Here is a 23,666-nt window from a genome sequence, read left to right on the forward strand (position 1 = left end):
GAGTCGGGGATCTTCCCGTTCTGTCCATCCTTGGGCATGCAGTCAAGCAACGACCGGTCCCGCGCTGCCGGGGGCGGTCCCGAAAGCGCGGCCGACCACTGCGCGGTGCCGGGCAGGGCCTATGTAGAGACGGCCCCCGGCGCGCCGTACGGCGCGCCGAGGTACGACGACCCGTGGTACGACGCCCTCGCCTCCGGCTGGGGCGAGTCGGCCGGCTCCTCAGCCCCCGAGCCGACGGTGCCGCCGATGCGTCGGGACGCCCCGGCGGAGCAGCCCCGGGCCGCGGCCGACGTGTACCTGGAGGTCCAGCGCAGCGCGGCCTTCCAGGAGGTCCGCAGCCGGTACCGGAGGTTCGTGGTGCCGGCCGCCGTCGGCTTCTTCCTCTGGTACGTCGCCTACGTGGTGACCGCCACGTCGGCGCCCTCCCTGATGGCCCGGCCGGTGGCCGGATCGGTGAACGTGGCGATGGCCGCCGGGCTCGGGCAGTTCCTCACCACGTTCCTGCTCACCTGGGCCTACGCCCGGCACGCCCGGCTGCGCAGGGACCGGGCCGCGCTCGAACTGCGCTGGGACACCCAAGAACTGACCCGCGGGGCACGAGGCGGTGCGTCGTGACGGGCGACCACCAGACGCTGGCCCTGCTGCTGTTCAGCACCTTCGTCGCCGTCACGCTCGGGATCACCACCTGGGTGGGCCGCCACCGGCAGGGCTCCGCGGAGGAGTTCTACGCGGGAGGGCGCCTCTTCTCACCGATGGAGAATGGTTTTGCCATCTCCGGGGACTACATGTCGGCCGCGTCCTTCCTCGGCATCTCGGGGCTCATCGCCCTCTACGGCTACGACGGCATGCTCTACTCGGTGGGCTTCCTGGTGGCGTGGCTCGTGGTCCTGTTCCTCGTCGCCGAACTGGTCCGCAACTGCGGGCGGTTCACCCTCGCCGACGTCGTCGCCGCCCGGATGAGGGAGCGGCCGGTCCGGATCGCGGCGGGGACCTCCTCGGTCACCGTCTCCGTCCTGTACCTGGTGGCGCAGATGGTGGGCGCGGGCAGCCTGGTCGCGCTGCTGCTGGGCGGGACCGGCGAGGCGGCGCGGACGTGGACCGTCATCGGCGTCGGCGCCCTCATGGTGATCTACGTGTCGCTGGGCGGGATGCGCGCCACCACCTGGATCCAGATCGTGAAGGCGGTGCTGCTGCTCGGTGGCACCGTGGCGCTGACCACGCTCGTTCTGGTGCGCTTCCACGGCGACGTCGACCGGCTGCTGCGCACGGCTGCCGAGCGCAGCGGCCACGGTGAGGCGTTCCTCGCGCCCGGCCTGGCGTACGGCGGGGACTGGGTCTCCCGCTTCGACTTCATCAGCCTGGGGCTCGCCCTGGTGCTGGGCACGGCCGGGCTGCCGCACATCCTGTCCCGCTTCTACACCGTGCCCACCGCTCGGGCGGCGAGGCGGTCCGTGGTCTGGTCGATCGGTCTCATCGGCGGCTTCTACCTGATGACGATCGTGCTCGGATTCGGTGCCGCCGCCCTGGTCGGGCCGGACGCCGTACGCGCGTCCAACGCCGCCGGGAACACGGCGGTACCGCTGCTCGCCCTCGACCTGGGCGGCGGCGCGCGGTCCACCGGAGGGACGGTCCTGTTCGCGGTCGTCGCCGCCGTCGCGTTCGCGACCATCCTCGCGGTGGTGGCCGGCATCACCCTGGCGTCCTCGGCGTCCGTGGCCCACGACCTGTACGCGTCCTTGCGGCGCCGCCACTCCAAGCCGCGCAGCGAGGTCGCCGTGGCGCGGGTCGCCGCGGTCGGCATCGGCGCCGTCGCGATCGGGCTCGGTCTGCTCGCCCGCGATCTCAACGTCGCCTTCCTGGTGGGCCTCGCCTTCGCCGTGGCCGCCTCCGCCAACCTGCCGGTGCTGCTCTACTCGCTGTTCTGGCGCGGCTTCACCACGCGCGGTGCGGTGTGGGCGGTCTACGGCGGTCTGGTGCCGTCCGTGGTGCTCGTGCTGCTGTCCCCGGTGGTCTCCGGCAGCCCGCAGTCGCTCTTCCCGGGCCTCGACTTCCAGTACTTCCCGCTGCAGAACCCGGGGCTCGTCTCGATCCCGCTGGGCTTCGTCGCCGGCTGGCTGGGCACGGTCACCTCGCCGGAGGCCCCGGACGCGGCCAAGCACGCCGAGACCGAGGTGCGGTCGCTGACGGGGGCGGGGGCCGTGTAGGGACGGCCAAGCGGCCACGGCGGCCCCTGCGGCCCTCGCGGCACCGCCGCCGAGGTGTCCAGCGGTCGACTCAGGTTCGGGTCGCCCACGCGTAACGGTGCTCGGGGCGGCCCGCCTCGCCGTACTTGAGTGTCAGGACGGCCCGGCCGGTGCGTTCCAGCAGCTTGAGATAGCGCTGGGCGGTCTGGCGGCTCACGCCGGTCCGTTCGGCGATCTCCTGGGCGGAGAGCGGCCCGTCGGCCTTCAGCAGGCACTGGCGTACCAGCTCGGCGGTGGTCGGGGAGTGGCCCTTGGGCAGCCCGGGTTCGGAGGGTGCCGACAAGGCGCCGAAGATCCGGTCGACCTCGGCCTGTTCCGCCTCACCGCCCCCGTCGAGGGTGCGGCGCAGTGCGGCGTACGCGTCCAGTTTGGCGCGCAGACCGGCGAAGGCGAACGGTTTCACCAGGTACTGGAGAGCCCCTTGGCGCATCGCCGCCTGCACGGTCGACACGTCCCGGGCGGCCGTCACCATGATCACGTCGATCTGGCGTCCCCGCCGCCGCATCTCCCGGACGACCTCCAGACCGGTCCGGTCGGGCAGGTAGTGGTCCAGCAGGATCAGATCGAGGCGGGGCAGCCGCTCCACCGCGTCCAGTGCCTCCCGCGCGCTGTGTGCCTCACCGGCGACACGGAAGCCCGGCACCTTCTCGACGTACGCGGCGTTGACGCGCGCGACCCGCGTGTCGTCGTCCACGACCAGGACCTCGATCATCGGGACTCCTCCTCGGGTACGGCGGTGGTGACGGGGGCGGTGAGGGCGGGTTCCGGGGACGCTTCGGCCAGTGCCTCCGGGAGGACGACGACGAACTCCGCGCCGCCGCCGTACGCCTGGCCGACGGTGGCGCTGCCGCCCTGCCGTTCGGCCAGGCGGCGCACCAACGACAGCCCGATGCCGCGCCCGCGGTGTGCCGGTGACTCCTTGGTGGACCAGCCCGCGGTGAACACCAGCTCCCGGTGGTCCGCCGGAATCCCGGGCCCCGTGTCGCGCACCGTGAGCGTGGCGGCCCGCCCCTCGGCCCGGAGTTCGACCTCCACGCGCGCGTGCGGCGTCCCGGCGGCGGCGTCGAGGGCGTTGTCGACCAGGTTGCCGACGATCGTCACGAGCCCCCGGGGATCGACCAGGCGGTCCGGCAGTCGCGTCCGGTCCGAGACCCACAGGGCGACCCCGCGTTCGGCCGCGACGGTGGCCTTGCCGACCAGCAGAGCGGCGAGCAGCGGGTCCTGGATCCGCTCCGTGATCTGTTCCGCGGTGACCCGGTGATCGCCGACCACCTCGCCGACGAACTCCACGGCGTCGTCGTACATCTCCAGTTCGAGCAGCCCCAGCAGGGTGTGCATGCGGTTGGCGTGCTCGTGGTCCTGCGCGCGCAGCGCGTCGATCAGGCCCCGCGTGGAGTCCAGCTCCCGGCCGAGCTGCTCCAGCTCGGTGCGGTCCCGCAGCGTGGCGACGGCCCCGCCGTCGTCGGTGGGCATCCGGTTGGCGACCAGGACCCGCTGGCCGCGCACGGTCAGCAGGTCGGTGCCGGTCACCCGCCCCGCCAGGACGTCGGCCGTGCGCCCCGCCCCGAGGGCCTCGTCGGGGGAGCGGCCGACGGCCTCGCCGCCGATGTCCAGCAGACGCTGCGCCTCGTCGTTGAGCAGGCGTACCCGGCCGCCGCGGTCGAGCGCGACGACGCCCTCCCGGATGCCGTGCAGCATGGCCTCGCGCTCCGCCAGCAGCCCCGCGATGTCCGAGAAGGCGAGGTCCCGGGTCTGCCGCTGCACCCGGCGCGAGATGATCCAGGACGCCAGGGCGCCGACGGCCAGCGCGCCACCGGCGTACGCGAACAGTCCCGGGATGGCGTGGATCAGCCGCGCCCGGACACTGTCATACGCGATGCCCACCGAGACCGCCCCGACGATCTCGCCGTCGCCGTCGCGCAGCGGCACCTTCCCGCGGGCGGAGCGGCCCAGGGTGCCGTCGTCGATCTCCATGACCTCGCGGCCGGACAGGGCCTGGCCGGGGTCGGTGGAGACGACCTCGCCGATCCGCCGGGGGTCGGTGTGCGACCAGCGCACGCCCTCGCGGTCCATCACCACGACGTACTCCGCCTTGGTGGCCTCGCGGACCCGTTCCGCCTCCCGCTGCACCGGACCCTTCGCCGTCGGCCGGGTGGTCCGCAGGTCCCGGACGACCTGCGGCTGCTGCGCGGTGGTCTGCGCGATCGCCAGCGCCCGGCGCATCGCCTGGTCGTCCAGCTGGTCGCCGAGCGGCGCCAGGAACAGCCCGGTCGCCAGTACGGCGACGCCCGCGGCGATCGCCAGCTGCATAAGCAGCACCTGTGAGAACACCCGCCGCGGCAGGCCCAGGCGCAGTCGGCGTACGGGGGGAGTGGAGCTCATGGTCACGACGGTACGTGGGGCCGATGGCATGCCGTAGTGGGGTGTGGCGTGTATCTCCCGTGGGCAGCGCGCATGTCCCCCGGGTGTCAGCTCGCCAGTGCCGCCGCCACCGGCAGGGCGCGCACCGCGGTGACCTCCATCCGCGCCGGCGAGCCCAGCACCGACGCCCCGCAGCTCTCCGGTCGCGGCGGCGCCGACGCCCCCTGGACGACGGTGACCCGCCAGTGCCGGCCGTCGCGGTGGGCGAGGGTCACCTCCCAGCGCGGCGCGGCGCCGTCCGTGCGTACGACGGTCAGAGCCTGGGCCGCGTCCTCGCCGACGGCCGACCGAAGGGCCAGCTCGGCCGCCTGGCCCGGGCGCTCCCACGCGGAGTTCCCGCGGCAGCCCTCGACGACGATCCGGCCCTCCCGCGCGCTGTGCAGGATCTCCTTCACGGCGTGGGCCTGGACCCGGCCGTAGACGTATCCGTGGGGCAGGACGAGCACGGTCGGTGAGAAGCGGTGTCCGCCCAGGTGGGTGACCTCCCAGACGCCGTCGGCTCCGGAGGCGGCGAGTTCGGCCGCGAGGGGCCTGCCGAGCAGGGCGCAGCACCGGTCGCGCTTTCCGTTGGTGCAGACGAGGGCGAGCGGATCGCCCGTGTGCGGGCGGCCGTCCAGCACCGAGTCGAAGGTGTGGTGGTCGCCCCGGCCGAGCGCCGCGAAATCGAGGCCGAGCAGCCGGCCGGGGTCGCTGATCGTGGTGCCGTGCAGCCACACGTTTCCCGGCACGGTGTGGGCCGCGTACACCGTGCGTTCGGCGGGCGTGCCCTGGTCCGCGTGGCGGCCGGGGCGGCGTACGAGCGCCACGCGAACGCCCGTCCCCTTCACCGCGGCGTCGAGGGCGCGCCCCAGCGCGGTGTCCAGGTGGCTCGCGGTGAGCGCCTTGGCGCCCCACGGGCCGGGCTGTTCGAGCAGCAACCAGGTCCTCGCGACGGGCGCGGTGCCCGAAACGGGCTCGTCGAGGTCCCGGGAGACGGTTGAGCACGTACTCACAGAGGTGAGCCTAACCTGACTTCCCCCGTGGCGACTTCCAGCCGCGCCTGAGCACTACTCCGGCAGTGGCCGCGGCGGCTTCGGACCCGAGTACAGCCCGCTCGGCCGCATCCGCAGGGGGCGCTCCCCGTACTCCTCCAGCGCGTGCGCGATCCAGCCCGCCGTACGGGCCACCGCGAAGATGGTCTCGGCCGCGGTGGGGGCCATGCCGGAGGACACGGTGAGCACGGCGAGCGCCAGGTCGACGTTGGCGTGCAGCGGGGTGTGGCGGGCGGCGGTGGCCTGGACGTCCCGGGCCGCCGCCAGTGCGGGCGCCGCCCGGGGGATGTCCTCCAGGAGCGCGAACAGGGCACGCGCGCGCGGGTCCTCGCCGGGGTAGAGCCGGTGGCCGAGCCCGGGGATGCGCCGGCCGGCCCGCAACTCCTCCGCGACCACCGGAGCCGCGCTGCCCAGATCGAGTACCTCCAGCAGCATCCGGTGCGCGAGTCCTCCGGCGGCGCCGTGCAGCGGTCCCTCGATCACGCCGAGTCCGGCGGACACGGCCGCGTAGGCGTGCGCCCGTGCCGACGCGGCGACGCGCACGGCGAGCGTGGAGGCCGCCAGGTCGTGGTCGACGAGGAGACAGAGCGCCGTGTCGAGGGCGCGCAGGGTCGGTTCGTCGGCGTCCTGCCCGCTGAGCCGGGTCCACAGCCGCCGGGCGATCGCGTCCTGGTCCCGTCCGTCGCGCAGTACGGGGGGCAGCGCGGCGACGAGGGTGGGGATGAGGGCGCGCGCCGTGCCCAGGACCGCGTCCTCGGACAGGTCGAAGCGGAGCGGGTCCGTGACCGCCGCGGCGATCGCCGCAACGCGGAGCCGGTCGGCGGGGCCGGCGTGTTCGGGCAGGGCGTCGACGGCACGGCGGGCCGCGGCCACGGAGGATTCGGGGACCGGGAAGGCGGTGCCGGGACGCAGTTGCCCGGTCCAGAGCCACTCGGCCACCTCCTCGTAGGTGTGGCGAGCGGCGAGTTCGACCGCGTCGACGCCCCGGTAGTAGAACCGGTCGCTCTCGATGAGCGTGAGGCGGGTGCGCACGGTCAGCTCCTGCCCGGCGGCCGAGGCCGCGGTCGTGCCGCCGTCGCGCCGGTTGCGCCGGGCGAGGGCCCGCACCTCGTCGGCGTCGAAGGTGCTGCCCCGGGAGCCCGGCGCACGTCGGCTGCCGAGCTGGCCGCGGCTGACGTAGGCGTACACGGTCTCGGGCTTCACCCCGAGCAGTTCGGCCGCCTCCCTGGTGGTCAGGCGCCGCTCGCTGTCGCCGGTGTGGTCGGGCTCTTGATCGCGCATGAGGTCACCGTATCGATCGGAGGCGGTTCGTGTTGAGTTCTCGGACGACTGTGTATTGATTCAATCAATATTGACAGACTTGAAGTCAAGTATGGACAGTGGAGTCACGTTCGAGGAGGTAATCATGTCTGTCAACAGAACCGCCGCGGCTCCCAAGCTCGTCGAGGTGCCGCGCGGGCTCGCCGGTGTCGTGGTGGCCGACACCGAGGTCGGCGACGTGCGAGGGCTGGAGGGCTTCTACCACTACCGCCAGTACTCGGCCGTCGAACTCGCGCAGAGTCGCGGCTTCGAAGACGTCTGGCATCTCCTGGTCCACGGGGAACTCCCCGACGCACGACGCGGGGCCGCCTTCGCCGCCGAGACCGCGGCGCTGCGGCGACTCCCCGACGCGGTGCGCGCCGCCCTGCCCGCCATCGCCGAGGCCGGTGGACGCTCCGGACCCCTCGCCGGGATGCGCACGGGCCTGTCCCTGCTGGGCGCCGCCCTCGGCTTCGGGCCGGTGTACGACCTCTCGGACGGCCGTCGCCGTCAGGACACCCTGGTGGCCGCCGCGGCCGTACCGACGCTGCTGACCGCGCTGCACCGGTTGGGGCGGGGCCTGGAGCCGGTGGAGCCCCGCGAGGATCTCTCGTACGCCGCGAACTACCTGTACATGTTGACCGGCGAGGAGCCGGACCAGGCGCGCACCCGGGCGATCGAGCAGTACCTGATCTCCACCATCGACCACGGGTTCAACGCGTCCACCTTCACCGCGCGGGTCATCGCGTCGACGGGCGCGGATGTCGCGGCCTGCCTGGCCGGTGCGGTGTCGGCGCTGTCCGGCCCGCTGCACGGCGGCGCGCCCAGCCGGGCCCTGGACACCCTGGACGCGATCGGCACCCCCGACCGCATCGACGGGTGGATCCGCGAACGGGTGCTCGCCGGTGACCGCATCATGGGCTTCGGCCACGCCGTCTACCGCACGGAGGACCCGCGCTCACGGATGCTGCGCGAGGTGGCGCGGCGGTTCGGCGGCCCGCGCGTGGAGTTCGCGGTCGAGGTGGAGCGGCAGGTCGAGGCGATCCTCGCGGAGCTGAAGCCGGGGCGCGAACTGCACACCAACGTCGAGTTCTACGCGGGCGTGGTCATGGAACTGTGCGGCCTGCCTCGCGAGATGTTCACGCCCACGTTCGCGGCGGCGCGGGTGGTGGGCTGGAGCGCGAACATCCTGGAACAGGCGCGCGACTCGAAGATCATCCGGCCTGCGGCACGGTACGTGGGGCCGGGGGCCCCGGTGGGCGTGCCGGCGGTGGCCTGAGAAGCACGAGCGGCCTGGTGCCGTTCGGGCGCCAGGCCTGGTCGGGGGAGCGTCGAGCAAGGACGGGGTGCCGGGTTGCTCGCCGGTGGTGGCTCCGTGCGCCGTCGTCGGTGGGTACGGCCGGAGCCACGGTTGACGTCAGGCGTCGGGGATGTCCGCCTTGGCCCGGATGAGGGTCTCCCGGCTGACGACCACGATGCGTTCGTAGTCGGCGCGGGAGGCATCGGCGGGGAGTTCGCGCTCCAGGGTCTCGGTGGCCTCGGTGCCGATGACGGCGAAATTCCCGTCACTCAGCTCGAAGAGGTCCGGACAGCTGGCTCCCGAGGTACTGCCGCGCGAGCTTGGCGGCACACCGATGCGGCGCACGATTTTCAAGGGGTACCGGTCCTTCTGGGTTGGCCGTTGTGCTGGGAGCACGTTACTGGGATCCGCGGGCCCGGTGGGCCCCACAAGCGAAGACACTCCCGAGAAGCGTGACCGGTTCGGGGGCCTCAGTCGGACGGCGGGGTGCCCACCACCCACCACTCGTCCGTGTCGGCTTCGTCCAGGTCCTTGAGGAGCCCGTCCACCATGGTGCCCACACGTGACTCGACGGACGTGGCCTTGAACGACGCCCGCTGTTCCCTGGAAGCCTCCCAGTACTCCCGCATCAGCGGCGTCTGGAAGAGTTCGCGCAGGTGCCCGAACAACTCCTCCTGGTCCAGGATCCCCGCCTGGTGGAGGTGGTAGAGGTTGACGTACCAGGCGTTGGCGTAGAAGAACTGACGCCGTTTCCGCGCCGGGATGCTCTTGTCGTAGGCGTCGATGACCTCCGCCAGTGAAGGGTCGTCGAGCGCCCTGCTCAGCAACTCCCAGTGCATGCGCTGCTGGTGCCGCAGCGCCTCGCGCCGGAGCGCCAGCTCCTCCAGCCGCAGCTGACGCTCGTGCAGTCGGGCCCTGTCCAGCCGCCGCTGCCGCGCGGCCAGCAGCATGCCGGCCGCGACGGCGCCGAACCTCCCCGTGATGTTCTTCCGTGTGACCATGTCAACCCCCGAATCAGGCCGCCGCCCGCCGGTCGTCGAGTGCGGGTCGGCTGACGGGGACCGGCGAGCGATGGGCGGCGCTTGCCGCCTCCAGAGTGCCGAGCGGCGCTGATCGACGGGGAGGCGGAGAGGAGGCGCACGGAGGGAAGCGAGGGTCGCACGGTCCGGCGCCTTGGAGAACGTCTGCCCCGCGCACGCTGCTAACAATCGTTCACTCCGTGCCGACCGCGGCGGACCGTATCCTGAGCAGGCAATTCCGCACGCGTGGGTGAGAGAGAGGTCGCACGGTGGGGCAGCGCCCGACTCCGCAGCAGATCCCGGTCGTCGTACTCGCCGGGTTCCTCGGCTCCGGGAAGACCACCCTGCTCAACCACCTCCTCCACCGCAGCGGAGGCAGCCGTATCGGCGCCGTCGTCAACGACTTCGGGTCGATCGAGATCGACGCGATGGCCGTCGCGGGCGCCCTCGGCGACTCCACCGTGTCCCTCGGCAACGGATGCCTGTGCTGTGCCGTCGACGCGAGTGAACTCGACGGGTACCTGGAGCGGCTCGCCCGCCCCGAGGCCGGCATCGACGTGATCGTCATCGAGGCCAGCGGCCTGGCCGAACCGCAGGAACTGGTGCGCATGCTGCTCGCCAGCGAACAACCAAGGGTCGTGTACGGCGGGCTCGTCGAGGTCGTCGACGCCGCCGAGTTCGACGACACCCGCGCCAAGCACCCCGAGATCGACCGGCACCTGGCCCTCGCCGACCTGGTCGTGGTCAACAAGACCGACCGGGCTCCGGACGCCGAGCGCGTGCTCGCCCTCGTGCACTCGCTCGCCGACGGCGCCGCCGTCGTGCCCGCGACCTACGGCCGTATCGACCCGGAGTTCCTCTACGACTGCCGGCCGAGTGAGGAGCGGGTGGGGCAACTGTCCTTCGACGACCTGCACGACCACTCCGAGGGCGGCGAGGGCGGCGCACACCCCGGGCACCTGCACGCCGCCTACGACACGCTGTCGTTCGTCTCCGACCTCCCGATCGACCCGCGCCGGCTCATGCGCTTCCTCGACAGCCGGCCCGAGGGCCTCTACCGGATCAAGGGGTACGTCGACTTCGGGCCGTACGACACGCGCAACCGGTACGCCGTCCACGCCGTCGGACGCTTCCTGCGCTTCCACCCGGAGCCCTGGACGTCCGCCGACGCCCGCCGTACCCAGCTCGTCCTCATCGGCTCCGGCATCGACGCGGCGGCCCTCCGGGGAGAACTCGACGCGTGCCGCCGCGGCGCCGACGCCCCGCCCGCCGACGAGCACGGCATGTGGGGCGTCCTGCGCTACGTGCCCGACGGCGAGGAGCCGCCGGACACCCCCTAGGGTCTGTCTACGCCGGGCCCGCCACCACCGCCACCGTCTTCGGCAGCGACACGCCCGAGCCGTCGCGGCGCGGGTCGACCTCCGGGAGCTGGGCCGGCGCGCCGTTCTTCTGCGCGGCGAGGGCCGGGGTGGCGCCCGCCCAGGCGAAGGCCAGGCAGTCCTCGCCCTTCAGGAACCGCTGGCAGCGCACACCGCCCGTGGCACGTCCCTTGCGCGGGTACTGGTCGAACGGCGTGAGCTTGGCCGTGGTCTGCACGGAGTCGTCCAGCGTGCCGCGCGATCCGGCCACCGTGAAGACCACCGCGTCCGCCGCCGGGTCCACCGCCGTGAAGGAGATGACCTTCGCGCCCTCGGCGAGCTTGACGCCCGCCACACCGCCCGCGGGACGGCCCTGCGGGCGGACCTGCGAGGCCTGGTAGCGCAGGAGCTGGGCGTCGTCCGTGATGAAGACCAGGTCCTCGTCACCGGTGCTCAGCTCGACCCCGCCGACGATGCGGTCGCCCTCCTTGAGGGTGATGACCTCCAACTCGTCCTTGTGGGAGGGGTAGTCGGGCACCACCCGCTTGACGACACCCTGCTCCGTGCCGATCGCGAGCCCCGGTGAGGACTCGTCCAGCGTGGTCAGGCAGACGACGTCCTCGTCGTCCTCCAGGGACACGAACTCCGCCAGCGGCGCACCGCCCGCGAGATTCGGCGTCGGCATGGACTCCGGAAGCTGGGGCAGGTCCACCACGTTCACCCGCAGCAGCCGCCCCGCGGACGTCACCACGCCCACCTCGCCGCGCGCCGTCGCCGGCACCGCGGAGACGATCAGGTCGTGCTTGACCCGCTTGGCGCCCGCCTCCGTGACGAGGGGCTCGTCGCCCGCGGTGCGGGCCAGCAGGCCCGTCGACGAGAGCAGCACCCGGCACGGGTCGTCCGCCACCTGGAGCGGCACGGCGGCGACCGGCGCGCCGCCCGACTCCAGCAGCGTCGTACGGCGGTCGGTGCCGAACTTCTTCGCCACCGCAGCCAGTTCGGCCGAGACCAGCTTGCGCAGCTCCGCGTCCGAGTCGAGGATCCGGGTCAGCTCCTCGATCTCCGCGTTCAGCCGGTCCTTCTCGGACTCCAGCTCGATGCGGTCGTACTTGGTGAGCCGGCGCAGCGGTGTGTCCAGGATGTACTGCGTCTGGACGTCGCTCAGCGAGAAGCGCTCCATCAGGCGCTGCTTGGCCTGCGCCGAGTTCTCGCTGGAGCGGATGAGACGGATGACCTCGTCGATGTCGACCAGGGCGGTGAGCAGGCCCTCCACCAGGTGCAGCCGGTCGCGCTTCTTGCTGCGGCGGAACTCGCTGCGGCGCCTGACGACGGTGAAGCGGTGGTCGAGATAGACCTCCAGCAGCTCCTTGAGGCCCAGGGTGAGGGGCTGGCCGTCCACCAGGGCGACGTTGTTGATGCCGAAGGACTCCTCCATGGCCGTCAGCTTGTAGAGCTGCTCCAGGACCGCCTCGGGCACGAAGCCGTTCTTGATCTCGATGACCAGGCGCAGTCCGTGCGCGCGGTCGGTCAGGTCCTTGACGTCCGCGATGCCCTGGAGCTTCTTCGAGCCGACCAGGTCCTTGATCTTCGAGATGACCTTTTCGGGCCCGACCGCGAAGGGCAGCTCGGTGACGACGAGGCCCTTGCGGCGGGCCGTCACCGTCTCCACCGACACCGTCGCGCGGATCTTGAAGGTGCCCCGTCCCGTCTCGTACGCGTCCCGGATGCCGGGCAGGCCGACGATCCGGCCGCCGGTGGGCAGGTCGGGGCCCGGCACGTGCTTCATCAGCGCGTCCAGGTCGGCGTTCGGGTTCCGGATCAGATGCCGGGCGGCCGCGATCACCTCGCGCAGGTTGTGCGGCGGCATGTTCGTGGCCATGCCGACCGCGATGCCCGAGGCGCCGTTGACCAGCAGGTTCGGGAAGGCGGCGGGCAGCGCCACCGGCTCCTGCTCCTGGCCGTCGTAGTTGGGGGCGAAGTCGACGGTGTCCTCGTCGATGGACTCCGTCATCAGCCCGGCGGCCTCGGCCATCCGGCACTCCGTGTACCGCATGGCGGCCGGCGGGTCGTCGTTGCCCAGCGAGCCGAAGTTGCCGTGGCCGTCCACCAGGGGCACGCGCATCGAGAACGGCTGGGCCATGCGCACCAGCGCGTCGTAGATCGACGCGTCGCCGTGCGGGTGCAGCTTGCCCATCACCTCGCCGACGACGCGGGCGCACTTCACATAGCCGCGCTCGGGCCTGAGGCCCATCTCGTTCATCTGGTAGACGATGCGGCGGTGCACCGGCTTGAGGCCGTCGCGGGCGTCCGGCAGCGCACGGGAGTAGATGACCGAGTACGCGTACTCGAGGAAGGAGCCCTGCATCTCGTCGACGACGTCGATGTCGAGGATCTTCTCCTCGTACGAGTCGTCGGGCGGCGGGGTCTTCGTACTACGGCGGGCCATCGCTGCCGGCTCCTTGCTGAAGCGTGAACGGTGAACTGACGCCGTCCATTGTGGACTGCGGCACTGACAGCGACCGACCAGGACCCGTCACGGGCTGCCGGCCCGGCGCTGCCCGCAGGGTACGCCCATCCCGGGGCGCCCTCCGCGCCGCCGTCCCCGGCGGCCCGCCAACCGCGTGCTCGCTCTCGGCGTACGAGGTCCGGGAACTCCACCGGTGGCCCGCACGCTTGCATACAGTGGCAGGATCGGCGGAATTCCGCAGTTCCGCCCACTGATTCCACCCGGTGGTCCACCCAGTGGTCCACCGAGAATCTCGCGATCGAAGGGACGTACATGCCCATGGGTCACACGGCCACCGCCCAGGCAGGCTCCGGCGGCCTGACAGCGACCGAGCACCGCCTGGCCAACGGCCTGCGCGTGGTGCTCTCCGAGGACCACCTGACCCCGGTCGCGGCGGTGTGCCTCTGGTACGACGTCGGCTCGCGCCACGAGGTCAAGGGGCGTACCGGCCTGGCTCACCTTTTCGAGCACCTCATGTTCCAGGGCTCCGCCCAGGTCAAGGGCAACGGTCACTTCGAGCTGGTGCAGGGCGCCGGCGGCTCGCTCAACGGCACCACCAGCTTCGAGCGGACCAACTACTTCGAGACCATGCCCGCCCACCAGCTGGAGCTCGCCCTCTGGCTGGAGGCCGACCGCATGGGCTCCCTGCTGGCCGCCCTGGACGAGGAGTCGATGGAGAACCAGCGTGACGTCGTCAAGAACGAACGGCGCCAGCGCTACGACAACGTCCCCTACGGCACGGCCTTCGAGAAGCTGACCGCCCTCGCCTACCCGGAGGGCCACCCCTACCACCACACGCCGATCGGTTCGATGGCCGACCTCGACGCGGCGACCCTGGAGGACGCGCGCGCGTTCTTCCGCACCTACTACGCGCCGAACAACGCGGTGCTGTCGGTCGTCGGCGACATCGACCCGGAGCGGACGCTCGCCTGGATCGAGAAGTACTTCGGCTCCATCGCCTCGCACGACGGCAAGCAGCCTCCCCGGGACGGTTCGCTGCCCGACGTCATGGGCGGGCAGCTGCGCGAGATCGTCGAGGAGGAGGTCCCGGCCCGCGCCCTGATGGCGGCCTACCGCCTGCCGGAGGACGGCACGCGCGCGTGCGACGCGGCCGACCTGGCCCTGACCGTCCTGGGCGGCGGCGAGTCGTCCCGCCTGTACAACCGGCTCGTACGCCGCGACCGCACGGCCGTCGCCGCCGGGTTCGGCCTGCTGCGCCTCGCCGGGGCACCCTCCCTGGGGTGGCTGGACGTGAAGACGTCCGGTGACGTGGAGGTGCCGGTCATCGAGACGGCCATCGACGAGGAGCTGGCCCGGTTCGCCGAAGAGGGTCCCACGGCCGAGGAGATGGAGCGCGCCCAGGCCCAGCTCGAGCGCGAGTGGCTGGACCGCCTGGGCACGGTCGCGGGCCGCGCGGACGAACTGTGCCGGTACGCCGTCCTGTTCGGTGATCCGCAGCTGGCCCTCACCGCCGTGCAGCGGGTCCTGGAGGTGACCGCGGAGGAGGTCCAGGAGGTCGCCAAGGCCCGCCTGCGCCCCGACAACCGCGCGGTACTCGTCTACGAGCCCACCGCCCCCGCCGACGAGGACGACGCCGACGAGAGCACCGTCACCGTCTCCGTGACCGACGCCACCGACGAGAACGAGGAGGCGGCCAAGTGACCGAGCTCGCCACCATGGAATTCCACGCCCGCCCGCAGGCCGGCGAGCCCAAGCCGTGGGCGTTCCCCGCCCCCGAGCGCGGCAGCCTCGACAACGGCCTCACCGTGCTGCGCTGCCACCGCCCCGGCCAGCAGGTCGTCGCCGTCGAGGTGCTCCTCGACGCCCCACTGGACGCCGAGCCCGCCGGTCTCGACGGCGTGGCCACGATCATGGCGCGCGCCTTCTCCGAGGGCACCGACAAGCACTCCGCCGAGGACTTCGCCGCCGAGCTGGAGCGCTGCGGCGCCACCCTCGACGCGCACGCCGACCACCCCGGCGTCCGGCTGAGCCTGGAGGTGCCCGCCTCGCGCCTCGCCAAGGCCCTCGGCCTGGTCGCCGACGCCCTCAGGGCGCCCGCGTTCGCGGACGGCGAGGTCGAACGACTGGTGCGCAACCGGCTCGACGAGATCCCGCACGAGCTGGCCAACCCGGCCCGGCGCGCCGCCAAGGAACTCTCCAAGGAGCTGTTCCCGGCCGGCTCGCGCATGTCGCGCCCGCGCCAGGGCACCGAGGAGACGGTCGAGGCCATCGACTCGGCGGCCGTACGCGCCTTCTACGAGCGGCACGTGCGCCCCGCCACGGCCACCGCGGTGGTCGTCGGCGACCTCACCGGCGTCGACCTGGACGCGCTGCTCGGCGACACCCTGGGCGCCTGGACCGGCTCGGCCGCCGAGCCGCGCCCCGTCCCCCCGGTGACCGCCGACGACCGCGGCCGGGTCGTCATCGTGGACCGTCCCGGCGCCGTCCAGACGCAGCTGCTGATCGGCCGCACCGGCGCCGACCGGCACGACCGCGTGTGGCCCGCGCAGGTGCTCGGCACGTACTGCCTCGGCGGCACCCTCACCTCGCGCCTGGACCGCGTCCTGCGCGAGGAGAAGGGCTACACCTACGGCGTACGGGCGTTCGGCCAGGTCCTGCGGTCCGCGCCGGACGGCACGGGCGCCGCGATGCTCGCCATCAGCGGGTCCGTCGACACCCCCAACACCGGTCCCGCCCTGGAGGACCTGTGGACGGTGCTGCGCAAGCTCGCCGCGGAGGGGCTCACCGACGCCGAGCGTGACGTGGCCGTGCAGAACCTGGTGGGCGTGGCGCCGCTGAAGTACGAGACGGCGGCGGCCGTGGCCGACACGCTGGCCGACCAGGTCGAGCAGCACCTGTCCGACGACTTCCAGGCCACCCTCTACCGCCAACTGGCCGCCACGGGCACCGTGGAGGCCACCGCGGCGGTCGTGAACGCCTTCCCGGTGGACCGCCTCGTGACGGTCCTCGTCGGCGACGCTGCGCAGATCAAGGAGCCCGTCGAGGCCCTCGGCATCGGCGAAGTCACCGTGGTGTCGGCCGAGTAGCGGCACGCGCGTGCGGTGGCCCTGGTGACCGGAGTGTCACCAGGGCCGCCGTTTGTCCGGATTGGGGGAGTGGTTGCCCGTCTGCCCTGTGGCGTGCGCTACAAAACGCCTGTTGCGTTTGAGAATTGAACGCAGCCGCGTTTAGCGTCTTCCGGGCTGTTCGTCAGGCAGTGCGCCGCACCCGCGGCACCGGACAGCCATCGCCGAGTCCCCGTACGGCGCGAGCCAGGGGAGCCGGGGACCCAACGCAGTCCCTGGGGTGAATCGGACGCCCGCGCGCACCGCGAGGGGGTCCGTAGGAGACCTTCCACCTCCGAACCCGTCAGCTAACCCGGTAGGCGAGAGGGAAGGAAAGGACAAGCCTCTACATGGCGTTCACGCGCGCCCCCGGGAAGCACCGCCGTCCCAGCCGGGTGCACCGCACCACCGCCCGCGCGGCGGGAGTCGCGGCCCTCGCCACCACCGGCGTCGTCGGCACCCTCGCCGCTCCGGCGCTCGCCGCCGAGCCCGCGGTGGAGCAGAGCGGACTCACCCCGGTCGTCGCCATCGGCGACTCCATAGCCGACGAGATCGACGCCCAGGCCCTCGCCCAGCAGCAGGCGGCCGCGGACGCCGCCGCCCGCGAGGCGGCCCGGGAAGCGGCCCGCGAGCGGGCGGCCGAGGCGGCCAAGGAGGCGCGCGAGGCCAAGGAGCGCGCCGCGCGGGAGGCGGAGCGCAAGCGCCTCAACACCTTCGTCGCGCCGATCACCGCCTCGTACGTCTCCACCGCCTACCAGGCCGGCAGCTCCCTGTGGTCCTCCGGCAGCCACACCGGCATCGACTTCCACGCCTCCAGCGGTACGACCGTGCACGCCGTGGGCGTCGGCACCGTCGTCGAGGCCGGCTGGGGCGGGGCGTACGGCAACCAGGTCGTGATCAGGATGCACGACGGCACGTACACGCAGTACGGGCACCTGTCGTCCATCGGCGTCTCGGTCGGCCAGTCGGTCGAGCCCGGCCAGCAGATCGGCCTCTCCGGCGCCACCGGCAACGTCACCGGGCCGCATCTGCACTTCGAGGCCCGTACGAGCCCCGAGTACGGCTCGGACATGGATCCCGTCGCCTACCTCCGTTCCCACGGCGTGAACGTCTGACGCAGGCGTCGTCCGAAAGCCCCGGCTTCCCGAGCCGGGGCTTTTCGCATTTAATATCGCTTGATCGGTCCGGGGTCGTGCCACACACGTCGATCGTCGGCATTTCACGGGGGTCAAGGGGAGGTCGCTCATGCGTATTCCGGCGCATTCGGTGTGCACGGCGATCCGGGACGACATCGTCACCGGCGTACACGGTCGCGGGAGCCGGCTCACCGAGGAACTCCTCGCCCGCCGCTACGGCGTCTCCCGCGTCCCCGTCCGCGAGGCCCTGCGCACGCTGGAGGCCGAGGGTTTCGTGGTGACCCGGCGGCACGCGGGCGCGTGCGTGGCGGAACCGACCGAGCGGGAGGCCGCCGACCTGCTGGAGACGCGCATGCTCCTGGAGCCGCTCGGGGCCTCCCGGGCCGCCCGGCGGCGCACCGAGGCCCACCTCAAGGTGTTGCGCGGCCTGGTCAGGCTGGGGCAGGAGCGGGCCAGGCAGGGCACCGGCGAGGAGCTGCGCTCCCTGGGCGGCTGGTTCCACGAGACCCTCGCCCGGGCGGCCGACAGCCCCTCCCTGACGGCGCTGCTGACCCAGCTCCGCCACAAGATCGCCTGGATGTACGTCGTGGAGACACCGGTCGGCCCGGTGGAGTACTGGGCGGAACACGGCGCGATCACCGATGCCGTGGCCCGGGGCGACGGCGAACGCGCGCGGGCGCTGATGACCCTGCACATCGAGCGGTCGGCCTCCGCGCACCGGCTGCGCTTCGCCTCCGACGGCGGGCGGGCGGAGCATGTGAGGAATGCGCAACATCCCGTAAACACGGCGGGCCCGCGCCGGTAACGCGGGTGCCGTATACAAAGGACGGGGAATTCCGGCCGTTGTTCTCCGCTGTCCGTGAAACGGGACGAACAGGCGGGCGAGCCGAAAGAGCAGGGAAAAGAAAGAGAAAAGAAAAGAAAGGCCCGTCCGGTGTCCCGGCGGGCCTTTCGGTGGTGCTGTCCGCCGGCTCAGACGGTCTCGGGAAGCTCCTCGAGCCCCTCGGCGACCAGCTTCGCCAGCCGGTCCAGGGCGGCTTCCGCGCCCTCGGCGTCGGAGGCGAGGACGATCTCCTCGCCGCCCTGGGCGCCGAGGCCGAGGACGGCCAGCATGGAGGCCGCGTTGACGGGGGACCCGTCGGCCTTGGCGATCGTCACCGGGACGCCTGTGGCCGTGGCGGCTCGGACGAAGATGGAGGCGGGGCGGGCGTGGAGGCCCTCGGCCCAGCCGACGTTGACGCGGCGCTCAGCCATGTGATGCTGCCCTTCAGGTGTTCAGAGGGGTTGGAGTTGTCTAGACCTGTGTTGTCTAGACCAGTTTCCCACATCGTGAAGCAAGCCGGGACGGCCGCGTGCGCCGTCCCGTGCGGTGCTCGGACCGCGGCCTCGCCCCGAGCCTCCGCCCCCACAGACTGCCCCGCGCCGTTGTCGGACGCGAGCCGTACTCTGGGGCCCATGCAGACCTCGTCGGACCGGCACGAGTATCCCGCCCACTGGGAAGCCGACGTGGTGCTGCGCGACGGCGGCACCGCGCGCGTCCGCCCCATCACCGTCGATGACGCCGAGCGCCTGGTCAGCTTCTACGAGCAGGTGTCCGACGAGTCGAAGTACTACCGCTTCTTCGCGCCGTATCCCCGTCTGTCCGCCAAGGATGTCCACCGCTTCACGCACCACGACTTCGTGGACCGGGTGGGACTCGCGGCCACCATCGGCGGCGAGTTCATCGCCACCGTACGCTACGACCGGATCGGGTCCGGCGGAACACCCGCCACCTCCCCGGCCGACGAGGCCGAGGTCGCCTTCCTCGTCCAGGACGCCCACCAGGGGCGCGGCGTCGCCTCGGCCCTCCTGGAGCACATCGCCGCCGTCGCCCGCGAGCGGGGCATCCGCCGCTTCGCCGCCGAGGTGCTGCCCGCCAACAACAAGATGATCAAAGTCTTCATGGACGCCGGGTACACCCAGAAGCGGAGCTTCGAGGACGGGGTGGTCCGCCTGGAGTTCGATCTGGAACCCACCGACCGCTCGCTCGCCGTGCAGTACGCGCGCGAGCACCGCGCGGAGGCCCGTTCCGTCCAGCGGCTGCTGCAGCCCGGCTCGGTCGCGGTCGTCGGCACCGGCCGCACCCCGGGCGGCGTCGGCCGCAGCATCCTCGGCAACATCCGGGACGCGGGGTACACGGGGCGCCTGTACGCCGTGAACCGGGCCTTCCCGGAGGACCGGAAGGACCTCGACGGGGTCCCGGCGTGCCGCTCCGTGCGGGACATCGACGGGCCCGTCGACCTCGCCGTCGTCACCGTGCCCGCCGAGCACGTCCCGGACGTCGTCACCCAGTGCGGCGAACACGGCGTGCAGGGGCTGGTGGTGATCTCCGCCGGATACGCCGACAGCGGGCCCGAGGGACGCGAACGCCAGCGGGCCCTCGTGCGGCACGCGCGCACGTACGGGATGCGCATCATCGGGCCCAACGCCTTCGGGATCATCAACACCTCCCCGGACGTACGGCTCAACGCCTCCCTCGCCCCCGAGATGCCGCGCCCCGGCCGGATCGGCCTGTTCGCCCAGTCCGGCGCCATCGGCATCGCCCTGCTCTCCCGGCTGCACCGGCGCGGCGGCGGGGTCACCGGCCACACCGGCGTGTCCACCTTCGTCTCCTCCGGCAACCGCGCCGACGTCTCCGGCAACGACGTCCTGCAGTACTGGTACGACGACCCGGAGACCGACGTCGCGCTGATGTACCTGGAGTCCATCGGCAACCCCCGCAAGTTCACCCGCCTGGCCCGGCGCACCGCGGCCGCCAAGCCCCTGGTCGTGGTGCAGGGCGCCCGGCACGGCGGCGTGGCACCCCAGGGGCACGCCGTACGGGCGACACGGCTGCCGCACGCGACGGTCTCCGCGCTGCTGCGGCAGGCCGGCGTGATCCGGGTCGACACCATCACCGACCTGGTCGACGCGGGGCTGCTCCTCGCCCGCCAGCCGCTGCCCGCCGGACCCAGGGTCGCCATCCTGGGCAACTCGGAGTCCCTGGGACTGCTCACCTACGACGCGTGCCTCTCCGAGGGCCTGCGCCCGCAGCCCCCGCTGGACCTGACGACCGCCGCCTCGGCCGACGACTTCCACGCGGCCCTGGCCAGGGCCCTGGCCGAGGACACGTGCGACGCGGTCGTCGTGACCGCCATCCCGACGGTGGGGGAGGGGGCGGCCGGGGACGCCGCGCTGGCTCAGGCGCTGCGCTCGGCGGCGGCCGCGGTCCCCACCAAGCCGGTCCTCGTGGTCCACGTGGAGCTGGGCGGCCTGGCGGAGGCCCTGTCCGCGGCGACGAGCACCGCCCCGCAAGCGGCCCCGCGTACGGCAGCCCCGGCCGATCCGAGCGCCGTCCCGCAGGCCGCCCCGGGCACCGCAGCCCACGCCGCCCCCGGCCCCGCCGAGGAGCCCGCGTCCGGTAGGCCCGGCCCGTCCGGCCCGCCCCGTCCGCCCGCCGCCTCGGCCCCGCCGCCGTCCGCCGCCCCGGCCCCGGACGGAGCCCACCTCATCCCCGCCTACCCCGCCGCCGAGCGCGCCGTCCGCGCCCTCGGCGAGGCCGTCGCCTACGCCCAGTGGCGGCGCGACGCCGCCGACCCCGGCAAGGTCCCGGAGTACGAGGACATCGACGAGAGGGGCGCCGCCCAGCAGATCGCGGGGTACCTCGCGCGCGGTCAGGGGCTCGCCCTCGGTACCGAGGAGACCTGCGAGCTGCTGGGCCGGTACGGCGTCCACGTCCACCGCGCCCTGCCCGCCCCCGCCCCCGACGACGCCGCGGCCGCCGCCCGGACCCTTGGCTACCCTGTGGCCCTCAAGGCCACCGCCCCGCACCTGCGGCACCGCGCGGACCTGGGCGGCGTACGCCTCGATCTGGCGGACGAGGAGCAACTGCGCCGGGCCTACGCCGAATTGACCGAGCTGTTCGGGACGCCCGCCGAGCTGCGACCGGTGGTGCAGGGCATGGCACCGCGCGGCGTCGACACCGTCGTACGGGCGGTCATCGACCCGGCGGCCGGGGCGGTGCTCTCCTTCGGCCTCGCCGGCGCCGCCACCCAACTGCTCGGCGACATGGCGCACCGGCTGATCCCGGTCACCGACCGGGACGCCACCTCGCTCATCCGCTCCATCCGCACGGCGCCCCTCCTCTTCGGCTGGCGAGGCTCCGCCCCCGTCGACGCCGCCGCCCTGGAGGAGCTGCTGCTGCGGGTCTCCCGGCTGGTCGACGACCACCCGGAGGTCGTCGCGGTCACCCTGGAACCGGTCGTGGTTGCCCCGCACGGCCTGAGCGTCCTCGGCGCCTCCGTCCGCCTCGCACCCCCTCCCGCCCGCGACGACCTGGGCCCGCGGACCCTGCCGGCGTACTGACCGGCCACACCCCGCACCTGCCCGGCCCCCGCGCCGGGCCAGGCCCGCAGCGGGTACCGCGGGAGCGTCCCTCGCAGTCAGTGGGTCCCCGTAGGATGGACGGCATGGCCAAGACCAGTACGACGACCCAGGGGCTGCGAGCGGCGATCGAGCGCAGCGGCTACTACCCGGCCCTCGTGGCCGAGGCGGTGGAAGCCGCCGTGGGCGGCGAGCCCGTGCGGTCGTACCTGGTCCATCAGGAGACGACGTTCGACCAGAACGAGGTGCGCCGGCACGTGACCGTGCTGGTCCTCACCGGCAACCGCTTCATCGTCAGCCACACCGACGAGCAGGCCGCCGACGACACCTCCCCGACGCCGTACGCCACGACGTCCACGGAGTCCGTCAAGCTCGGCCGGATCTCGTCCATCGTCGTCAGCCGCGTCGTCGCCAACCCGGAGCAGTACAAGCCGGGCACCCTGCCCCGCGAGATCGTGCTGACCATCGGCTGGGGCGCCGTCTCCCGCCTCGACCTGGAGCCCGCCGCCTGCGGCGACCCCAACTGCGAGGCCGACCACGGCTACACGGGCAGCTCGACGGCCGACGACCTCAGCCTGCGCGTCAGCGAGGCGGGGGACGGCCCGGAGACGGTGCGCCAGGCGCTCGCCTTCGCCCAGTCCCTGTCCGAGGCGACCGCGGACTCCACCCGCTGATGGTGCAGCACACCGCCTGGGACACCCACCCGGAACCGCTCCCCGTCGACTCCGCCCCCGTACCCGAGTACGGCACGGGGTCCCTCGCCGATCTGCTGCCCACCCTGGCCGCCGGCCTCGGCGTCCCCGGCATGACCGCGGGGATCACCGAACTGACCCCGGCCGACCGCAACTGCGTCTTCCTGATCGACGGACTCGGCTGGGAGCAGCTGCGCGCCCACCCCGAGGACGCCCCCTTCCTGAGTTCCCTCCTGGGCAGCTCGCGCGGCGGCACCGGGCGCCCGATCACCGCCGGCTACCCGGCGACCACGGCGACCTCCCTCGCCTCCGTCGGCACCGGACTGCCGCCGGGCGCCCACGGCCTGCCGGGCTACACGGTGCGCGATCCCGCCACCGGTGCCCTGATGAACCAGCTGCGCTGGCAGCCGTGGACCGCGCCGGGCCCCTGGCAGCCGTATCCGACCGTCTTCGGCCTCGCCCACGAGGCCGGGGTGCACGCCGCCCAGGTCTCCTCGCCCACCTTCGCGAACACCCCGCTGACCAAGGTCGCGCTCAGCGGCGGCGAGTTCCACGGACGGCTGTCCGGCGAGGACCGGATGGACTGTGCCGCCGAACAGCTGGCCCGCGCCGACCGCGCCCTCGTCTACACGTACTACGCCGAGGTCGACGGCGCCGGACACCGCTTCGGCGTCGACTCCGACACCTGGCGCGGGCAGCTCGGCCACGTCGACCGCCTCGTCCAGCGCCTCGCCGAGCAGCTGCCGCCACGCAGCGCCCTGTACGTCACCGCCGACCACGGCATGGTCGACGTGCCCTTCGACGAGGAGCACCGCATCGACTTCGACGAGGACTGGGAGCTGAAGGCGGGCGTCGCCCTCCTCGGCGGCGAGGGCCGCGCCCGCCACGTCTACGCCGTCCCCGGCGCCCACAACGACGTGCTGACCTGCTGGCGCGAGGTGCTCGGCGAGCAGTTCTGGGTGGCCTCCCGGGACGAGGCGATCGCGGCGGGCTGGTTCGGCCCCCGCATCGACGACCGGGTGTACGGCCGCATCGGCGACGTGGTCGCCGCGGCGCGCGACGACGTCCTGCTCATCGCCTCCGAGCGCGAGCCCAAGGAGTCGGCGATGGTCGGCAACCACGGTTCGATGACCCCCGCCGAGCAGCTCGTCCCGCTGCTCGAAGTACGCTCCTGACCCCACGCAGGTCTGCCCGA

19 protein-coding genes and 1 riboswitch are annotated in these 23,666 nt (G+C 73.0%); of the genes, 11 read left to right on the forward strand and 8 right to left on the reverse strand.

The features are described 5' to 3' along the window. The first annotated feature begins 36 nt into the window (after positions 1-36). Both ACGH52_RS28715 and ACGH52_RS28720 read left to right on the forward strand, forming a co-directional pair. Positions 37-615: a DUF485 domain-containing protein gene (locus ACGH52_RS28715; RefSeq protein WP_399943462.1), complete on the forward strand. Its 579-nt coding sequence runs from the start codon at positions 37-39 to the stop codon at positions 613-615. Beyond that, the gene (locus tag ACGH52_RS28720; protein ID WP_399943465.1) at positions 612-2,204 is read left to right on the forward strand and encodes a cation acetate symporter; all 1,593 of its coding nucleotides are present in this window, start codon (positions 612-614) and stop codon (positions 2,202-2,204) included. The genes ACGH52_RS28715 and ACGH52_RS28720 overlap by 4 nt, the downstream gene beginning before the upstream one ends. 70 nt (positions 2,205-2,274) lie before the next feature. On the opposite strand, the gene ACGH52_RS28725 is transcribed toward ACGH52_RS28720, so the two are convergent. From ACGH52_RS28725 to ACGH52_RS28740, 4 genes are all read right to left on the reverse strand, one after another. Then, a complete protein-coding gene (locus tag ACGH52_RS28725; protein ID WP_399943468.1) occupies positions 2,275-2,955 on the reverse strand; it encodes a response regulator in 681 nt (226 codons plus the stop codon). Then, a complete protein-coding gene (locus ACGH52_RS28730; protein WP_399943471.1) occupies positions 2,952-4,625 on the reverse strand; it encodes an ATP-binding protein in 1,674 nt (557 codons plus the stop codon). The genes ACGH52_RS28725 and ACGH52_RS28730 overlap by 4 nt, the downstream gene beginning before the upstream one ends. 86 nt (positions 4,626-4,711) lie before the next feature. Next, positions 4,712-5,656, reverse strand: a complete 945-nt coding sequence (locus ACGH52_RS28735) for a sucrase ferredoxin (RefSeq protein WP_121702506.1) — start codon at positions 5,654-5,656, stop codon at positions 4,712-4,714. 54 nt (positions 5,657-5,710) lie between these two features. After that, on the reverse strand, positions 5,711-6,976 hold the full coding sequence (locus tag ACGH52_RS28740) for a citrate synthase (protein WP_121702505.1): 1,266 nt from the start codon (positions 6,974-6,976) through the stop codon (positions 5,711-5,713). Between the two features lie 124 nt (positions 6,977-7,100). Here ACGH52_RS28740 and ACGH52_RS28745 point away from each other — a divergent pair, with 124 nt between their 5' ends. Beyond that, positions 7,101-8,273, forward strand: coding sequence for a citrate synthase/methylcitrate synthase (locus ACGH52_RS28745; RefSeq protein ID WP_399943474.1), 1,173 nt, complete (start codon positions 7,101-7,103; stop codon positions 8,271-8,273). 138 nt (positions 8,274-8,411) lie between these two features. Here ACGH52_RS28745 and ACGH52_RS28750 read toward each other — a convergent pair whose 3' ends face one another. Both ACGH52_RS28750 and ACGH52_RS28755 read right to left on the reverse strand, forming a co-directional pair. Further along, positions 8,412-8,648 carry a hypothetical protein gene (locus ACGH52_RS28750; RefSeq protein ID WP_076976678.1) on the reverse strand — a complete coding sequence of 79 codons (237 nt, stop codon included), beginning with the start codon at positions 8,646-8,648 and terminating at the stop codon, positions 8,412-8,414. A gap of 116 nt (positions 8,649-8,764) precedes the next feature. After that, positions 8,765-9,295, reverse strand: coding sequence for a DUF6082 family protein (locus tag ACGH52_RS28755; RefSeq protein WP_076976679.1), 531 nt, complete (start codon positions 9,293-9,295; stop codon positions 8,765-8,767). A gap of 287 nt (positions 9,296-9,582) precedes the next feature. Between ACGH52_RS28755 and ACGH52_RS28760 the strand changes: the two genes are divergently transcribed. Next, on the forward strand, positions 9,583-10,653 hold the full coding sequence (locus tag ACGH52_RS28760; RefSeq protein ID WP_399943478.1) for a CobW family GTP-binding protein: 1,071 nt from the start codon (positions 9,583-9,585) through the stop codon (positions 10,651-10,653). Positions 10,654-10,660: 7 nt separating this feature from the next. Here ACGH52_RS28760 and ACGH52_RS28765 read toward each other — a convergent pair whose 3' ends face one another. After that, the gene (locus tag ACGH52_RS28765; RefSeq protein WP_076976683.1) at positions 10,661-13,117 is read right to left on the reverse strand and encodes a DNA topoisomerase (ATP-hydrolyzing) subunit A; all 2,457 of its coding nucleotides are present in this window, start codon (positions 13,115-13,117) and stop codon (positions 10,661-10,663) included. Positions 13,118-13,450: 333 nt separating this feature from the next. Here ACGH52_RS28765 and ACGH52_RS28770 point away from each other — a divergent pair, with 333 nt between their 5' ends. The 4 genes from ACGH52_RS28770 to ACGH52_RS28785 all read left to right on the forward strand — a co-directional run bounded on the left by ACGH52_RS28770 (position 13,451) and on the right by ACGH52_RS28785 (position 18,183). Next, positions 13,451-14,839 (forward strand): pitrilysin family protein, encoded by a 1,389-nt coding sequence (locus ACGH52_RS28770; RefSeq protein WP_059297981.1) that lies wholly within the window; start codon positions 13,451-13,453, stop codon positions 14,837-14,839. After that, positions 14,836-16,224, forward strand: a complete 1,389-nt coding sequence (locus ACGH52_RS28775) for a pitrilysin family protein (protein ID WP_121701266.1) — start codon at positions 14,836-14,838, stop codon at positions 16,222-16,224. The genes ACGH52_RS28770 and ACGH52_RS28775 overlap by 4 nt, the downstream gene beginning before the upstream one ends. Positions 16,225-16,415: 191 nt before the next feature. After that, positions 16,416-16,580, forward strand: a riboswitch (cyclic di-AMP (ydaO/yuaA leader). A gap of 12 nt (positions 16,581-16,592) precedes the next feature. After that, positions 16,593-17,357: a M23 family metallopeptidase gene (locus ACGH52_RS28780; protein ID WP_399943482.1), complete on the forward strand. Its 765-nt coding sequence runs from the start codon at positions 16,593-16,595 to the stop codon at positions 17,355-17,357. Positions 17,358-17,487: 130 nt separating this feature from the next. Next, positions 17,488-18,183, forward strand: coding sequence for a GntR family transcriptional regulator (locus ACGH52_RS28785; protein WP_399943485.1), 696 nt, complete (start codon positions 17,488-17,490; stop codon positions 18,181-18,183). 167 nt (positions 18,184-18,350) lie between these two features. Here the strand turns inward: ACGH52_RS28785 and ACGH52_RS28790 are convergent, their stop codons facing one another. Next, the gene (locus tag ACGH52_RS28790) at positions 18,351-18,632 is read right to left on the reverse strand and encodes an HPr family phosphocarrier protein (protein WP_007445064.1); all 282 of its coding nucleotides are present in this window, start codon (positions 18,630-18,632) and stop codon (positions 18,351-18,353) included. Positions 18,633-18,833: 201 nt separating this feature from the next. On the opposite strand from ACGH52_RS28790, the gene ACGH52_RS28795 reads away from it, so the two are divergent. The 3 genes from ACGH52_RS28795 to ACGH52_RS28805 all read left to right on the forward strand — a co-directional run bounded on the left by ACGH52_RS28795 (position 18,834) and on the right by ACGH52_RS28805 (position 23,646). Then, positions 18,834-21,761 (forward strand): GNAT family N-acetyltransferase, encoded by a 2,928-nt coding sequence (locus tag ACGH52_RS28795; RefSeq protein WP_399943488.1) that lies wholly within the window; start codon positions 18,834-18,836, stop codon positions 21,759-21,761. Positions 21,762-21,856: 95 nt separating this feature from the next. Next, the gene (locus ACGH52_RS28800) at positions 21,857-22,453 is read left to right on the forward strand and encodes a DUF5998 family protein (protein WP_059297990.1); all 597 of its coding nucleotides are present in this window, start codon (positions 21,857-21,859) and stop codon (positions 22,451-22,453) included. Next, a complete protein-coding gene (locus tag ACGH52_RS28805) occupies positions 22,453-23,646 on the forward strand; it encodes an alkaline phosphatase family protein (protein ID WP_076976688.1) in 1,194 nt (397 codons plus the stop codon). Before ACGH52_RS28800 ends, ACGH52_RS28805 begins: the two co-directional genes overlap by 1 nt. Positions 23,647-23,666: the final 20 nt, after the last annotated feature.

The sequence above is a fragment of the Streptomyces sp. BBFR25 genome (assembly GCF_044590125.1).
In the GTDB taxonomy this organism is placed as follows: domain Bacteria; phylum Actinomycetota; class Actinomycetes; order Streptomycetales; family Streptomycetaceae; genus Streptomyces; species Streptomyces canus_D.

Coding starts and splice junctions, on each gene's coding strand:
- ACGH52_RS28715 (WP_399943462.1), top strand. CDS start 37: ATGCAGTCAAGCAACGACCGGTCCCGCGCTGCCGGGGGCGGTCCCGAA.
- ACGH52_RS28725 (WP_399943468.1), bottom strand. CDS start 2,955: ATGATCGAGGTCCTGGTCGTGGACGACGACACGCGGGTCGCGCGCGTC.
- ACGH52_RS28730 (WP_399943471.1), bottom strand. CDS start 4,625: ATGAGCTCCACTCCCCCCGTACGCCGACTGCGCCTGGGCCTGCCGCGG.
- ACGH52_RS28740 (WP_121702505.1), bottom strand. CDS start 6,976: ATGCGCGATCAAGAGCCCGACCACACCGGCGACAGCGAGCGGCGCCTG.
- ACGH52_RS28745 (WP_399943474.1), top strand. CDS start 7,101: ATGTCTGTCAACAGAACCGCCGCGGCTCCCAAGCTCGTCGAGGTGCCG.
- ACGH52_RS28755 (WP_076976679.1), bottom strand. CDS start 9,295: ATGGTCACACGGAAGAACATCACGGGGAGGTTCGGCGCCGTCGCGGCC.
- ACGH52_RS28765 (WP_076976683.1), bottom strand. CDS start 13,117: ATGGCCCGCCGTAGTACGAAGACCCCGCCGCCCGACGACTCGTACGAG.
- ACGH52_RS28770 (WP_059297981.1), top strand. CDS start 13,451: ATGCCCATGGGTCACACGGCCACCGCCCAGGCAGGCTCCGGCGGCCTG.
- ACGH52_RS28780 (WP_399943482.1), top strand. CDS start 16,593: ATGGCGTTCACGCGCGCCCCCGGGAAGCACCGCCGTCCCAGCCGGGTG.
- ACGH52_RS28785 (WP_399943485.1), top strand. CDS start 17,488: ATGCGTATTCCGGCGCATTCGGTGTGCACGGCGATCCGGGACGACATC.
- ACGH52_RS28790 (WP_007445064.1), bottom strand. CDS start 18,632: ATGGCTGAGCGCCGCGTCAACGTCGGCTGGGCCGAGGGCCTCCACGCC.
- ACGH52_RS28795 (WP_399943488.1), top strand. CDS start 18,834: ATGCAGACCTCGTCGGACCGGCACGAGTATCCCGCCCACTGGGAAGCC.
- ACGH52_RS28800 (WP_059297990.1), top strand. CDS start 21,857: ATGGACGGCATGGCCAAGACCAGTACGACGACCCAGGGGCTGCGAGCG.
- ACGH52_RS28805 (WP_076976688.1), top strand. CDS start 22,453: ATGGTGCAGCACACCGCCTGGGACACCCACCCGGAACCGCTCCCCGTC.